This window comes from Microbacterium sp. VKM Ac-2923 (assembly GCF_022815605.1).
Taxonomy (GTDB): Bacteria; Actinomycetota; Actinomycetes; order Actinomycetales; family Microbacteriaceae; genus Microbacterium.
Window position 1 is genome coordinate 296,509 of record NZ_JALGRP010000004.1, and the last position, 13,789, is coordinate 310,297.

The following is a 13,789-nucleotide window of genomic DNA, read 5'->3' on the forward strand; positions in this document are numbered from 1 at the left end:
ACCGTGGCGGGAGGATATCCCGGGAGCGGAGGGGACCCACCGCCACCGCATCCTCCCCTCCCAGAATGTCCTCCGCCGCGACGAGGCGATGGCGAACGGCGGCGGACGGCGGCGACCCCGATGTCGGAGGTTGGAGGCAGGATGGGAACGTGATCCCCAGACGCGACGCCGGAACCACTTGGTCGGGCAACCATCGCTACCGCGCCACCGAGGTGCTGCTCCCGGGCGATCTCGGTGAGCTCGCCGAGGTCGTGGCATCCGCCCGCTCCCTCCGCGTGCAGGCGACCCGCCACACGTTCAACGACGTCGCCGACTCCGACGCGGCACTCGTCTCGCTGGAGCGTCTGCCGACACGCGTCGAGGTGATCGACGATCGCGTCCGCGTCGAGGGGCTCGTCACGTTCGCCCAGCTCGCGCCCGTGATCGAGGCCGAGGGGCGCGCGCTGCACAACCTGGGCTCGCTCCCCCACATCTCGGTCGCCGGCGCCACCGCCACCGGCACGCATGGCTCCGGCGTGCGGAACGGCAACCTGTCGAGCGCCATCCGCGCCGTCGAGATCATGGATGCCGACGGCCGCACGCACCGCATCGATCAGGCGCACGAGTGGTTCGGCGCCGCCGCTCTCAGCCTCGGCGCCCTCGGTGTCGTCACCGCCGTCGAGCTGCAGACCGAACCGACGTACGAGGTGACGCAGCAGGCGTACACGGGCGTCGCGTGGGACGACATCGCGGGTGACCCCGAGCGGGTGTTCGGCGGGTCGCGCAGCGTCAGCGTGTTCACCACCTGGGGCGACCCCGCGCACGACCTGGTGTGGGCGAAGAGCGACGACGGCGCGCCCGACTGGGTCGAAGAGCTGGGCGGGCGTCCCGTCGGCGACGACATCCATCTGGGGCGCATCCGCACCGTCGACAACACGACTCCGAGGGGCACGACCGGCCCCTGGCACACGCGGCTGCCGCACTTCCGCGCCGACGCGCTCCCCAGCGACGGCGACGAGATCCAGACCGAGTACTTCGTTCCGCTGGAGTCGACGCGCGAGGCCCTCGCCGCGGTGAAAGCCGTCGCCCCCGCGTTCGATGCTCAGCTGCTGGTGAGCGAGTTGCGCACCGTCGCCGCCGATGAACTGTGGCTGAGTCCGGCGTACCAGCGCGACGTACTGGCCATTCACTTCACGTGGCGCAATGACACCGACGGGGTGCTCGCGGTGCTGCCGAGCATCGAGGCCGCTCTGACGGCGTTCGAGGTGCGGCCCCACTGGGGCAAGGCCTTCACCATGTCCGGCCGGGCCGTGCGGGCGAGCCTCACCCGGGTCGATGATTTCCTCGCCGCCGCACGCGAGGCCGACCCGCGCGGCGTCTTCCGCAACGACTTCCTGCGGCGAACGCCAGGCCTGTAGTCCGCTCGCCCGCGGTGCCGTCGCGGCCGGCCAGGGGCTCGGGCACGCCCGAGGGATCGGCAGCGGTACCACAGGTTGCGCGCGGGCGACTGGCACACGAAGTGAGCCCACCGCATCATCCGCGGCGCCGCGTCACGAAGTCAGCGATTCGCACACCCTCAGCCGTCCGGCACCGAATGCCACCGACCTGACGCGAATCACTGACGATACGCAGCAACCACCGCACCGCCCGCGCCCACCGCATCATCCGCGTCGCCGCGTCACAGAGTCAGCGATTCGCATAATCTCAGCCGTCCGGCGCCGAGTGCCACCGACCTGACGCGAATCACTGACGATACGCAGCAACCACCGCACCGCCCGCGCCCACCGCATCATCCGCGTCGCCGCGTCACAGAGTCAGCGATTCGCATAATCTCAGCCGTCCGGCGCCGAGTGCCACCGACCTGGCGCGAATCACTGACGATACGCAGCACCCCGCGACCGCGAAACGGCGCCGCCCACCGCGGCGCCGTCTCGCGGCATCCGGGATCAGCGGCTGGAGTAGCCGCCGTCGATCGGCAGCGAAACGCCCGAGATCATGCCGGCGCCGTCGCTGAGCAGGAAGACGATGGGGGCGGCGATGTCGTCCTCGGTCGCCCACTTGTGCAGGGGCATGGCCTCGAGGAAGGGCCCTTCGATGTCGGGGCGACCCCAGTACCAGGCCGACATCGGCGTCATGACGACGGTCGGGTTGACGCTGTTGACGCGGATGCCGTATCCGCCCAGTTCGAGGGCCGACACGCGCGTGATGTTGTCGAGCGCGGCCTTGGAGGAGCCGTACGAGATGTGGCCGGTGAGGGCGACGAGGCTGGCCTGGCTCGAGACGTTGACGATGGCGCCGCCCTTGCCGACGCGGATCATCTCGCGCGACGCGTACTTGGTGACCAGCAGCGAGCCGCGGGCGTTGATGCTCATGACCTTGTCGAACACGTCGATGTCGGTCTCCATGGGGGTCGCGATCTCGCCACCCCAGCCTCCGCAGTTGACGACGCCGTAGAGGTCGCGGCCCTCGATCGCGGCGCGGATCTCGTCCTCGGACTCGAGGTCGAAGACGACCGCCTCAGCACCGGTCTCTGCGGCGATGGCGGCCACGCTGTCGGCCGTGCGGCCAGCGGCCAAGACGGTTGCGCCCGCGGCGACGAGGTGGCGCACGGTCGCGCCTCCGATGCCGCCGCCGGCGCCGGTGACGAGGATGGTGCGGTCGGTGAGTGCGGTCATGGGATGGCTCTTTCGCGGGTCCGGAGGGCAAGGACGACGGCGGTGTCGTCGCGGCCCACTATAACCACAGAATCACGCGGATGACTTCGGTGTCATGACGAATTGATCACGGGTGTTGACACCGGTGACATGGTGGCCGTACCGTAACCAAAGTTCGACCGGTGCACCCCGCCGGAAACCCGCTTCGCCGACGCAGCACCCCCGATGTGCGACGCCGCCCGGAAGGACCCACACAGCCGTGACCCACACCTCGGAGACCGCCGCGACCCCGGTCGCAGCGACCGCGCGCATCGTCGACCTCGTCGACCGTGCCCGCGCCCTCGCCGCCACCGGTGAGCGTCGCGTGCTGGGTATCGCCGGCACCCCCGGAGCGGGCAAGTCCACCGTGAGCGATGCTCTGCTCTCCGCCCTCGGCGACGACGCGATCCTCGTCGGCATGGACGGCTTCCACCTGGCCAACGAGGAGCTCGTGCGCCTCGGTCGTCGCGAGCGCAAGGGCGCACCCGACACCTTCGACGTCGAGGGGTACATCGCCCTCCTCGACCGCATCCGCGCCGGTCGCACCGTCTACGCGCCCCGCTTCGACCGCAGCCTCGAGGAGTCCATCGGCTCGGCGGTGCTCGTGCCCGCCGACGTACCCCTCGTCATCACCGAGGGCAACTACCTGCTGCACGACCGGTTCGGGTGGGATGCCGTGGCATCCCGTCTCGACGAGGTCTGGTTCCTCGACGTCGACGCCGCCGATCGTCGTGAGCGGCTCCTGACACGCCGCCTCTCCCACGACCACCCCCACGACGAGGCCGTCGCGTGGGTTCGCGACGTCGACGAGGCCAACGCCGCCATCGTCGAGCGCGGACGCCACCGCGCCCACCTCGTCGTCACCGTCTCCGAGGCCCCCGCCGGGGTTCTCGGCCACCACGAAGGAGCTGCTTCATGAGCACCACCACGACCGTGCCCGTGCTGCAGGCGCGGGGTCTGTCCCGTCAGTTCGGACACGTCCGCGCCCTCAACAACGTCGACTTCGAGGTCTACCCCGGCGAAGTCACCGCCCTCATCGGCGACAACGGCGCCGGCAAGTCGACCCTCGTGAAGGCCCTGTCCGGCAACCTCGCCATCGATGAGGGAGAGATCCTCTTCGACGGCAACCCGATCGAGATGTCCAACCCGCAGGTCGCGTCCGCCCTCGGTATCGAGACGGTGTACCAGGACCTCGCCCTCGCCCCCCACCTGGACCCGGTGCAGAACATGTACCTGGGTCGGGAGATCCGCCGCCCGGGCCTTGCCGGGGCGCTGGGGTTCATGAAGACCAAGGACATGGCCGTCGCCTCCCGTGCGGCGTTCGACGAGCTCGGCGCGACCGTGCGTTCGTTGACGTCGCCGGTGGGGGAGATGTCGGGTGGGCAGCGGCAGGCGATCGCGATCGCCCGCGCCGTGCACTGGGCCGGACGCCTGGTGTTCCTCGACGAACCCACCGCCGCCCTCGGGGTGCGTCAGACCAAGAACGTCCTCGAGACGATCCGCCGGGTGCGGGACAAAGGCATCGCCGTCGTTCTCATCTCCCACTCGATGCCGCACGTCATGGACGTGTGCGACCGCATCCAGGTGCTGCGCCTGGGGACCCGGGTGGCGAACATCGACGCCAAGCAGACCTCCATGGAAGAACTCGTCGGGCTCATGACCGGCGCCGTCACGAAGGACGACCAGAAATGAGCACCACCACACCCCCCACCGAAACCGTCGCCATCGGCACCTTCGACGACAACAAAAAGGCCAACCCGTTCGTGGCCGTGCTGCGCACCCAGGCGTTCCAGATCCTCCTGGTGCTGCTGGCGATCATCATCGTGTTCAGCATCCTGGCCCCCGAGTCGTTCGCCCAGTGGTCGAACTTCCGCCTCATCATCCAGAACGCCTCGATCCTGGCCGTCCTCGCCGTCGGCATGACGTACGTGATCATCACCGCCGGCATCGACCTCTCGGTGGGTTCCGTCCTCGTCTTCTCCGGCGTCGTCGCCGCGCTCGTGATGCGAGCGATGGGCGGCGAAGGCTGGGGCGTGGCCATCGTCGGCATCATCGTCGCCATCCTGAGCGGTGTCTGTTGGGGACTTCTGAACGGCTTCCTCATCGCGAAGGCGAAGATCCCGCCGCTGATCGTGACGCTGGGCTCGCTCGGCATGGCCCTCGGGCTGGCGCAGATCCTCACCGGCGGTGTCGACGTCCGCGACGTCCCCACCGTCCTCACGGTCTCGATCGGGTACGGCAACGTCTTCGGCTCCGTCCCGATCATCAGCGTCATCGCGCTGGTCGTGGTCGTCATCGGCGCGATCGTGCTGCACTACACGCGCTTCGGCCTGTACACGCTGGCCGTCGGATCGAGCGAGATCGCGGCCCGCCGGGTCGGCGTGAAGGTCGACGCGCAGCTCATCAAGATCTACACGATCTCGGGTGCTCTGGCCGGGCTCGGTGGCATCCTGTCGCTCTCGCAGTTCTCCACCACCGCCATCGCTGGGCAGACCCAGACGAACCTGAACGTCATCGCCGCGGTCGTGATCGGCGGAACGTCCCTCTTCGGTGGCGTCGGCACGATCATGGGCACGGTCGTCGGCCTCTTCATTCCGGCGGTTCTGCAGAACGGCTTCGTCATCACCGGCGTCCAGCCGTTCTGGCAGCAGGTCGCGGTGGGCGCGGTGCTGATCACCGCCGTCTACGTCGACCAGGTACGCCGCACCGCCGCGACTCGCGGTAACAGCCAGGGCCTCTGGCGCAAGTTCCTCAGCAGAGGTCGGCGCGGCTGAGCCGCGGCGGCATCCATTCCTCTACCCCTTACCCAGAACCCGACACACAAGAACGGTGATCACAATGAAGTGGAATAACAAGGCGACCGCACTGACGGTCTTCGGCATGGCAGCGACCCTGACCCTCGCGGGCTGCTCCGGTGGCGCAGCCTCCGGTGGGGCCTCGGGCGGCGCCGAGGACGGGTACAAGATCGCGTTCGTGCAGGGTGTCGCCGGGGATGAGTTCTATATCTCCATGCAGTGCGGCATCGAAGCCGAAGCAGAAAAAGAAGGCGCCACCGTCACCACCCAGGGCCCCGAGAAGTTCGACCCCACCCTTCAAAAGCCCATCGTCGACGCCATCGTCGCCTCCCAGCCGGACGCGCTGCTCATCGCCCCCACCGACGTCTCGGCCATGCAGGCGCCGATCGCAGCGGCGGAGGCTGCGGGGATCAAGGTCGTCCTCGTCGACACCACCCTGGAAGACCCCTCCGGCGCGGTGTCGCAGATCTCCTCCGACAACGAAGGCGGCGGAGCGGCAGCCTTCGAAGCCATCCAGGAAGCCAACCCCAACGGCGGCAAGGTCCTCGTCGTGTCCACCGACCCCGGCGTGTCCACCACCGACGCCCGCGCGAGCGGCTTCGAAGACGCCGTCGCGAAGGATTCGAAGTTCGAGTCCGTCGGGGTGCAGTACTCCCACAACGAGCCCTCCACCGCCGCGGAGATCGTGACCGCCGCGCTGCAGAAGGACCCCGACATCGTCGGTATCTTCGCCGCCAACCTGTTCGCCGCCGAAGGCTCCGCCACCGGCGTCCAGCAGGCCGGCAAGCAGGGCTCCGTCACCATCGTCGGCTTCGACGCCGGCCCCGCCCAGGTGAAAGCCCTCGAAGCCGGCACCGTCCAAGCCCTCGTCGCCCAAGAGCCCGCCACCATCGGCTCCGACGGCGTCAAGCAGGCCATCGCCGCACTCAAGGGTGAAGCCACCGAGGAGAAGATCCAGACCGGATTCACCATCCTCACCAAGGACAACATCGCCACCGACGGCGCCGACGCCGTCTACAAGTCGTCCTGCTGAACCCCGGATGCCGGGACCCCGCGCACGCGCGGAGGTCCCGGCATCCACCCGGCCTTTCCCGGTTCGGGGCGGAATCCGCGGTTCGGGGCCGGAAACTCACGCCCCGAACGGCGGAACACGCCCCCAAACCCCGACCAACACCCCCGGGTTCCGGGACCCCGCGCCCACGCCCGCATCCCGGCATCCACCCTCGTCCTGGTTCGGGGCGGAATCCGCCATCCGGGGCGGAAAACCCACGCCCCGGACAGCAGAACACGCCCCAACCCCCGAGCAACCCCCGCGGACCGCACCGCGCGCCGCGACCTGGGCCCTGCGTCCACCGAAGGCCCCCCACCTCGACCGCCCCACCCCACGGAGACCCGCATGACCGACCTCACCGCCGCTGCCCTCCCCTCGCTCGCGGCGAACGTCTCCGTGCCGACCTACGACCGTTCCGCCGTGCGCTCGCGGATCGTGCACTTCGGCGTCGGCGGGTTCCACCGCGCGCACGAGGCCATGTACCTCGACCGCCTGCTCGAGGCCGGGCACACCGACTGGGGTCTGTGCGGAGTAGGGGTGCTGTCATTCGACGCCCCGATGCGCGATGCCCTTGCCGCGCAAGACGACCTCTACACGCTGGTGACCACCGCCCCCGACGGCTCCTCCACAGCCCGCGTGGTCGGCTCGATCGTTCAGTACCTCTTCGCCCCCGACGACCCCGAGGCCGTCATCGCCAAACTCGTCGACCCCGACACCGCGATCGTCTCGCTCACCATCACCGAGGGCGGCTACGGCATCGATGACGCGACCGGCGCCTACGCCCCGCGCGACGAACTCACCCTGGCCGATCTCGACGGCTCCGCCTCCCCACGCAGCGTCATGGGGCTGCTCACCGAAGCCCTCCGTCGACGACGGGATGCCGGCGTCCCCGCCTTCACCGTCATGTCCTGCGACAACATCCAGGGCAACGGCCACGTCGCCCGCGCCGCCCTGCTGGGCTTCGCCGAGCGCCGCGACCCTGAGCTGGCCGGTTGGATCACCGAGAACGTGGCCTTCCCGAACTCCATGGTCGACCGCATCACCCCCGTCACCACCGACGAGACCCGAGCGGCGATCGCGGAGCAGTTCGGCATCCACGATCGCTGGCCCGTGCGCTCGGAATCGTTCGAGCAGTGGGTGCTCGAAGACGCCTTCCCCGCGGGCCGCCCGCCCTTCGACGAGGTCGGCGTGCAACTCGTCGCCGATGTCGAGCCGTACGAGCTGATGAAGCTGCGCCTGCTCAACGCCTCGCACCAGGCGATGAGCTACCTCGGGATCCTCTCGGGCGCCGAGTACGTGCACGAGGTGTGCACCGACCCGCTGTTCGTGGACTTCCTGCAGGGGTACATGCACGAGGAGGCGATCCCGACGCTGCGTCCGGTGCCCGGGATCGATCTCGACGCCTACTGCGACCAGCTCATCGAGCGGTTCGGCAGTGAGGCCATCCGCGACACGCTCGCGCGACAGGTCGTCGACGGCTCCGATCGCCTCCCTAAGTTCTTGCTGCCCGTCGTGCGTGAGCAGCTCGCCGCGGGTGGGCGCATCGACCACGCCGCCCTCGTCCTGGCGGCGTGGAGCGTCTTCCTGGAAGGTCGCACCGAGAACGGCGAGGAGACCCCTGCCGTCGACAGCCGCCTCGACGAGCTGCGCGCGACCGTGGCTGCGGACCCCGGGTCTCTGCTCGACTACGCGCCCGTGTTCGGCGACCTCGGGCAGAACGCGCGCCTGCGCGAGGCGTATCTCGCCGCACGCGCCTCGCTGGCCGAGCGCGGGGCACGGGGTGCGATCGCCGAGGTCCTCGGCGCTTAGGGTCCCGGCCGCGGGCGAGGATCCGGGTTGCGGAGCCCGTTCAGCCTCCGGCACAGAAGAATGCCCGGTCCCTTCGACGGGCTCAGGGACCTCCACCGCCGCCGCCCCACGAGGGCACGCTCGGAGACCTTTGCCGCAGCCCCACGCGGAGGGCCCCTTCGACAGTGACCGCCGGCGGCGCTCGAAAACGCCGCCGCGTCTTTCAGAGGGACCGCAGGAACCCGGCGATCGCGTCATGGAAACGCTCAGGTTCTTGATTGGCCTCGTTGCAATGGCCGGTCGCGTCGAACGCCACCAGTTCGGCATCCGGATGCCGTTCGACGTATGCCACCGAACCGGAGAACGGCACCACGGGATCGAGGCGGCTGTGCAGGATGAGCGTCGGGATGCGCGGCCCGGGGCGCTCCGCCCCCACCCATCTGAGGGCGCGGGCATCCACCGCCTCGATGAGTCCGAGAGCGCTCGCGCCGACGGGGCTGCCGAGGACGCGCATGGCCGCGGCGGCGACCGAGCGCGGAAGGTGCGCGCCGGCGACGGCGTTCTCGACGACGCGCGTCCAATCCAGCGCGGGGGCGATCAGCACCACCCCGGTCACCGTGCCGGCGTGCGGGGACTCCTCGAGCACGAGCATCGCGATCGTCCCGCCCATCGACCACGCGACCAGGACGATCTCGCGCGCACCGCGCGAAATCGCGTAGGAGATCGCGTCGTCGACGTCGCGCCACTCGCGAGTCCCCAAGCTCGAGGGAAGGGCGTCGGCGGGCGCGCATTCCTCGTCGCCCGCGTACGACACCACCAGCGACATCCAGCCGGCATCCGTCGTCGCCGGCGCCGATCGAAGAGCGCCGTTGCGGCTGGAGCGCAGACCGTGTACGTGGATCGTCCAGCGCCCCTCCGCCCGTTCGCGGTCGCCGATCTCCCACGCCTCGGCGGTGCCGCCGCGACGAAGCGGAACGGCGACGTGACGGGTGGGGCCGACGTCTTCAGGGGCGCCGATGTTCTGCGAGGTCCACGCGGCCATCGCCTCGCCGTCGTCCAGCCCCTCCGGCCGGTCGAGGATCTCACGGATGACGCGGTCTCGATCGAACCGCACGATGTCGCCGACGGGCAGGTGCGAGCCGTCGTCGAAACGCAGCCCGTAGACGCCGGGCTCGCGACTGTCGTCGATCACCGGCACCGACACCGTATCGCCCTCGATGAACACCGGCGCGAACGCCTTCGGCGCCCGGGGGGCGACCAGCCTGCGGGCGACGTACCCGGCGAGGGCGGTGTGGGCGATCGCGACGGTGGCGGCGGCCACACCGGCACCCACGACGAGGGAACGGATCATGCGCGCACTCCCGTGGCCTGTCGAGTGAGGTGAGCGTCGACGTCGTCGAGCAACTCTCGCTGCTCGGCGGTCAACGGCGACGAGGCGGCGATCGCGGCGTCTTCGACCGCGACCCGCAGCGCGTGGAGTCGGCTGTCGAGAGGCGCGTCGGACACGACCGCGGCCGCACGCCGGATGCCACGTTCGTGCGCCAGATCGCCGAGTCGCGCCAGCAGTTCCTCGCCTCGACGACGGATCCGCGTCGACGCGCGCGAGGCCCGCAGGATCCCGATGACGAACGCCACGACGCCCAGATAGAATAGCGGGTCGAACAGAGCGCCCACCACGACGTTCGACCCGAGGAACCGGGTCAGCGTGAGGTCGATGATCTCGCTCACGCATCCGAGCACGATGCCCACGGCGCCCACGCGGAAGAACGGCCGCACTCCCGGAAGGGAGCCACTCGCCGAGCGGAAGAGCAGAGCCCCCACCAGAGTGATCCCCGCCATGTGCACGACGCCGTACACCCACGCGCCGGTCGAGGTCACGGCCGCGTCCTCGACGAAGCGGAAGGACGACGCTCCGCGCTCGGGCAGGGCGACGAAGAAGACGACGGCGAACAGGATGCCGAGGAGCACGGGGAAACGCCATCGGAGCGTGTGCACGCGCGCGGCGACCGGGGCGGTGCCCGCCTGGATGCCGAGCCACAGTGCCACCATCGTGAGCACGTTCTGCACGAGCTTGAGCACATTCGTGCCGCCGAGCACGCCGTCGAAGTGCGCGATCGGGATCACCGTGCCCTGCGTGAGGAGCGCGACCGCCCCGACCAGGGCGCCCAGCCAGGCGATCCGCGCCCGCGGATACCGCAACGCCGTACGCGCGCGGAGGACGACGACGACCAGCAGTCCGACCAGCGCCGCATCGATCAGGATGACGGTCACCACGACGACTCCGCGACACGTGGAGCGCCATAGAGCACGCGGGCGATGCGGTGGGCGACCTGCTCGGCGACCAGTTCGGCCTCGAACTCGGGCGTGCTCAGCGTCGGGTCGTCGTAGGGCGATACCGAGGATCGCTCCTGCGGGGCGCCGCTGCAGTGCGCGTCGTCGAGCAGATGGCCGAGTTCGTGGGACGCCGCGAATTGGCGGTAGAGCGCCGGGTCGGATGCGCGCACGTGGATGGTGCCCGTGCGCTGGTCGGCGAAGACCGTGACGAAGCCGGTGAGTGTGCCCCAGCCCCGGGTGTCGGCTTCTTCGACGACGCGCAGACGGATGTCCACGGCGTTCTCGACCGCGCGAACGACGTCGTCGAATGCCATGCCGACCTCGATGCCCGCCCGGGCGACGGCGCGATCCGTGCGCGCCCGCACGCGCCGCCTCATGTCGTCCGACTCCGTCACGGCCGCCTCCCCCGTCGGCCGCTCATCTCGCGGGCGGCCCGCTGCGCAGGGAATGGGCGATGGCGCGGAGGGCATCGGGTGACATCTGGCCGAGCGCGCGGAACTGGATGCTGCTGGCCCCGGCGGCGCGCATGGCCTCGCGAAGGTCGAGCTCGGCATCCGTCCGCTCCGTCACCGCCTCGTCGGTGTGGTCGGTGAGGTACTCGGTGGGCACGTCGGCCCAGTGCGTGATGAGCCGCAGCACCTCTTCGTCGAGGACGACGGTCGAGGTCTCGGCGGAGAGGAGACTGCTCGCACCGCGAGCGAGGAACGGATCGATGTCGGCGAGGTGCTGCAGGAGTTCGTCCTCGGTGGCGGCGTGGCTCTCGACCAGTCGGCGCACGCGCGCGGCCAGGGGAGCAGCAGGAACCCGGATCTCGATGCGCGCGGACGCCTCGGGACTCGCGACCTCTTCGGGGGTGACGCCGAGGGCGGCGGCGAGGGCTTCGATGTCGTTGGTGTTGTAGGGCAGCGAGAATCCGGCGCGGGACTGGTAGTAGCTCTTCGTCATCCCGGCGCGCTGAAGCAACTCGCCGACGGTGAGCCCTCTCGCCCTCCGCAGGCGGTCCACATTCGCCACCACTCGACGGGAGTACCGGGAGGGTGGTCCGACGGCGCCGCGACCCACATTCCGATCGTAGACGACCCGCCTCGACGGATGGTCGTAATTACCGACTCGTTAGGGTGCTATTTACGATTTCCTGTGCTTGGATGGATCGAGACCGCGGGCGAGGTGGACGTGGGGGACCCTCGCCCGCGGGTCGGGCGCACCGCCGCTCGGCCATCACCGGCGGGCGCGGCGGCATTGGGGGGCGTCGCGCTCGCCCCTCGCGGACGCCACCCGCCTCGGTCGCCCGCTCAGGCGATCCGTCGCTCCCCCGGCCGGATGACACGCCACCAGCGATATCCATAGCCGTCGAGCGTCACCTCGAAGCCTCCGTTGCCCAGCTCCTCCGCCCCGACGGCGTCATCGAGCAGGTTCACGACGCTCCACCCCACGGCATCCGCCCCGTCGATCTCGAGGCGGAACGTGCGACCGTCGGGCGCGAAGTTGTGCGCCGCGACGAACATGCCGAGCTCGCTGGTGACGGAGTGAGCGAGCACGCACGTATGGGGTTGTTCCAGGATGCCGAACTCCCCCCACCCGATCTCGGGCGAGGCGCGGTAGTGACGCACGAGGTTCTGCACGAAGCGGAGCATCGAGTCGGGATCGTGCCGCTGCTGCGCCACGTTGACGTGCTGCGGGCCGAAGCCACCCGGGACGATGTCGGCGATGAGCTCGTCGGCCGTCGAGAAGCCGGCATCCGGTGCGCCCGTCCACTGCATCGGCGTGCGGACGGCGGCACGGCTGCCCTCGATCTCGGGGTTCTCGCCCATACCGATCTCCTCGCCGTAGTAGAGCACCGGAGCTCCCGGCAGCGAGAAGATGAGGCTGTAGACCATGCGGATGCGGCGCGGGTCGCCCTCCAGCATCGACGGTAGGCGGCGGGTGATCCCGCGCCCGTGGATGCGCTGCCCCTCCTCGGGCGCGAAGGCGTCGAACACCTCGTCGCGCTCGGCCTCGCTGAGCTGGTCGAGGGTCAGTTCGTCGTGGTTGCGGACGAAGTTTCCCCACTGGTTGCCGCGGGCGATCTCGGGCCGTGATTCGAGCGCCTCGCGCAGCGGCGTGACGTCGTGTCGCGCGAGGGACAGGTACAGACGCTGGTTGGCGACGAAGTCGAACTGCATCGTGAGCTCGTCGCCGTCGGCGTCGCCGAAGAAGCGCATCTGCTCGTCGTAGGGCAGGTTCACCTCGCCGAGCATCATCGCGTGGCCGCTGCGCCGAGAGACGTACCCGCGCAGCTCCCGCAGGAACTCGTGCTCGGGGCCGTCGTCCCCGTCGATGACGAACGGCACGGCATCCACCCGGAACCCGTCGATCCCGAGCTCGAGCCAGAATCCGATGACCTTGGCGATCTCTTCCCGTACCTCGGGGTGGTCGGTGGCGAGGTCGGGCTGGTGCCGGTAGAACGAGTGCTTGTAGTACTGCCCGGCGGTGTCGTCGAAGAACCAGACGCCGTCCTCCACGTCGGGGAACATGCTCGCCGGGGCATCCGCCGGCACGTCGTCGCGCCACTGGTAGAAGTGGCGGTAACGGCTGTCGCGACTCTTCCGCGCCTCCTGGAACCATGGGTGCTGGTCCGAGGTGTGGTTCACCACCAGGTCGACGATGACACGCATGCCGCGGTCATGCGCCGTGCGCAGCACCTCGACCATGTCGCCGAGGGAGCCGTAGCGCGGATCGACGCCGTAGTAGTCCTCGATGTCGTAGCCGTTGTCTCGCTGCGGCGACGGATAGAACGGGGCGAGCCACAGACACGTCACGCCGAGCTCGGCCAGGTGGTCGAGCCGCTGCGCGAGGCCCCGCAGGTCGCCGACGCCGTCGTCATCGGCATCCAGGTAGGTCTTGAGGTCGAGGTTGTAGAAGACCGCGGTCTTCCACCACAGGTCGCTGGTGTCGGTGAGCCTCATGCCGTCACCCCCGTCGGGGCGTCGCGGCGGCGCGGAGCGTGCGGGAAGGTCGTCATCGGAGCCCTCTTCTCGGGAGCGGTGGCGGCTGGTCCCCTCCGTTCTATCCGGCGCACCTGATCGCGCGCGGGCTCTTGCCTCGGCCGGGACGATGTGCGTCACGACAGAGGTCCCTGAGCCCGTCGGAGGGATTGACCCCATGCCCCA

General features: G+C 69.8%; 12 protein-coding genes. 6 read left to right on the forward strand and 6 right to left on the reverse strand.

The genetic code is table 11. The features are described 5' to 3' along the window. Positions 1–149 precede the first annotated feature (149 nt). Positions 150–1,397 (forward strand): D-arabinono-1,4-lactone oxidase, encoded by a 1,248-nt coding sequence (locus MT347_RS09285; RefSeq protein ID WP_243500363.1) that lies wholly within the window; start codon positions 150–152, stop codon positions 1,395–1,397. A 528-nt stretch (positions 1,398–1,925) separates the two neighbouring features. On the opposite strand, the gene MT347_RS09290 is transcribed toward MT347_RS09285, so the two are convergent. Further along, a complete protein-coding gene (locus tag MT347_RS09290; RefSeq protein ID WP_243500365.1) occupies positions 1,926–2,654 on the reverse strand; it encodes an SDR family oxidoreductase in 729 nt (242 codons plus the stop codon). A 238-nt stretch (positions 2,655–2,892) separates the two neighbouring features. Between MT347_RS09290 and MT347_RS09295 the strand changes: the two genes are divergently transcribed. The 5 genes from MT347_RS09295 (at position 2,893) to MT347_RS09315 (ending at position 8,327) form a co-directional block, all read left to right on the forward strand. Next, positions 2,893–3,591 (forward strand): nucleoside/nucleotide kinase family protein, encoded by a 699-nt coding sequence (locus tag MT347_RS09295; RefSeq protein WP_243500367.1) that lies wholly within the window; start codon positions 2,893–2,895, stop codon positions 3,589–3,591. Continuing rightward, positions 3,588–4,364 carry an ATP-binding cassette domain-containing protein gene (locus tag MT347_RS09300; RefSeq protein WP_243500369.1) on the forward strand — a complete coding sequence of 259 codons (777 nt, stop codon included), beginning with the start codon at positions 3,588–3,590 and terminating at the stop codon, positions 4,362–4,364. Before MT347_RS09295 ends, MT347_RS09300 begins: the two co-directional genes overlap by 4 nt. Beyond that, entirely contained in the window at positions 4,361–5,446 is a 1,086-nt protein-coding gene (locus MT347_RS09305; RefSeq protein ID WP_243500372.1) for an ABC transporter permease, read from the forward strand. The genes MT347_RS09300 and MT347_RS09305 overlap by 4 nt, the downstream gene beginning before the upstream one ends. A 64-nt stretch (positions 5,447–5,510) precedes the next feature. Next, the gene (locus tag MT347_RS09310) at positions 5,511–6,500 is read left to right on the forward strand and encodes an ABC transporter substrate-binding protein (RefSeq protein WP_243500374.1); all 990 of its coding nucleotides are present in this window, start codon (positions 5,511–5,513) and stop codon (positions 6,498–6,500) included. 363 nt (positions 6,501–6,863) lie between these two features. Next, entirely contained in the window at positions 6,864–8,327 is a 1,464-nt protein-coding gene (locus MT347_RS09315; protein WP_243500376.1) for a mannitol dehydrogenase family protein, read from the forward strand. Between the two features lie 202 nt (positions 8,328–8,529). Here MT347_RS09315 and MT347_RS09320 read toward each other — a convergent pair whose 3' ends face one another. From MT347_RS09320 to MT347_RS09340, 5 genes are all read right to left on the reverse strand, one after another. Continuing rightward, positions 8,530–9,657, reverse strand: a complete 1,128-nt coding sequence (locus tag MT347_RS09320) for a carboxylesterase (RefSeq protein ID WP_243500378.1) — start codon at positions 9,655–9,657, stop codon at positions 8,530–8,532. Beyond that, the gene (locus MT347_RS09325) at positions 9,654–10,580 is read right to left on the reverse strand and encodes a hypothetical protein (RefSeq protein WP_243500380.1); all 927 of its coding nucleotides are present in this window, start codon (positions 10,578–10,580) and stop codon (positions 9,654–9,656) included. Before MT347_RS09325 ends, MT347_RS09320 begins: the two co-directional genes overlap by 4 nt. Further along, complete coding sequence (locus MT347_RS09330; RefSeq protein ID WP_243500382.1) at positions 10,574–11,035, reverse strand: hypothetical protein; 462 nt, start codon at positions 11,033–11,035, stop codon at positions 10,574–10,576. Before MT347_RS09330 ends, MT347_RS09325 begins: the two co-directional genes overlap by 7 nt. 22 nt (positions 11,036–11,057) lie before the next feature. Further along, on the reverse strand, positions 11,058–11,585 hold the full coding sequence (locus MT347_RS09335) for a hypothetical protein (RefSeq protein ID WP_243500384.1): 528 nt from the start codon (positions 11,583–11,585) through the stop codon (positions 11,058–11,060). A gap of 347 nt (positions 11,586–11,932) precedes the next feature. After that, positions 11,933–13,585: an alpha-amylase family protein gene (locus tag MT347_RS09340; protein ID WP_243500386.1), complete on the reverse strand. Its 1,653-nt coding sequence runs from the start codon at positions 13,583–13,585 to the stop codon at positions 11,933–11,935. Between the last annotated feature and the right edge of the window lie 204 nt (positions 13,586–13,789).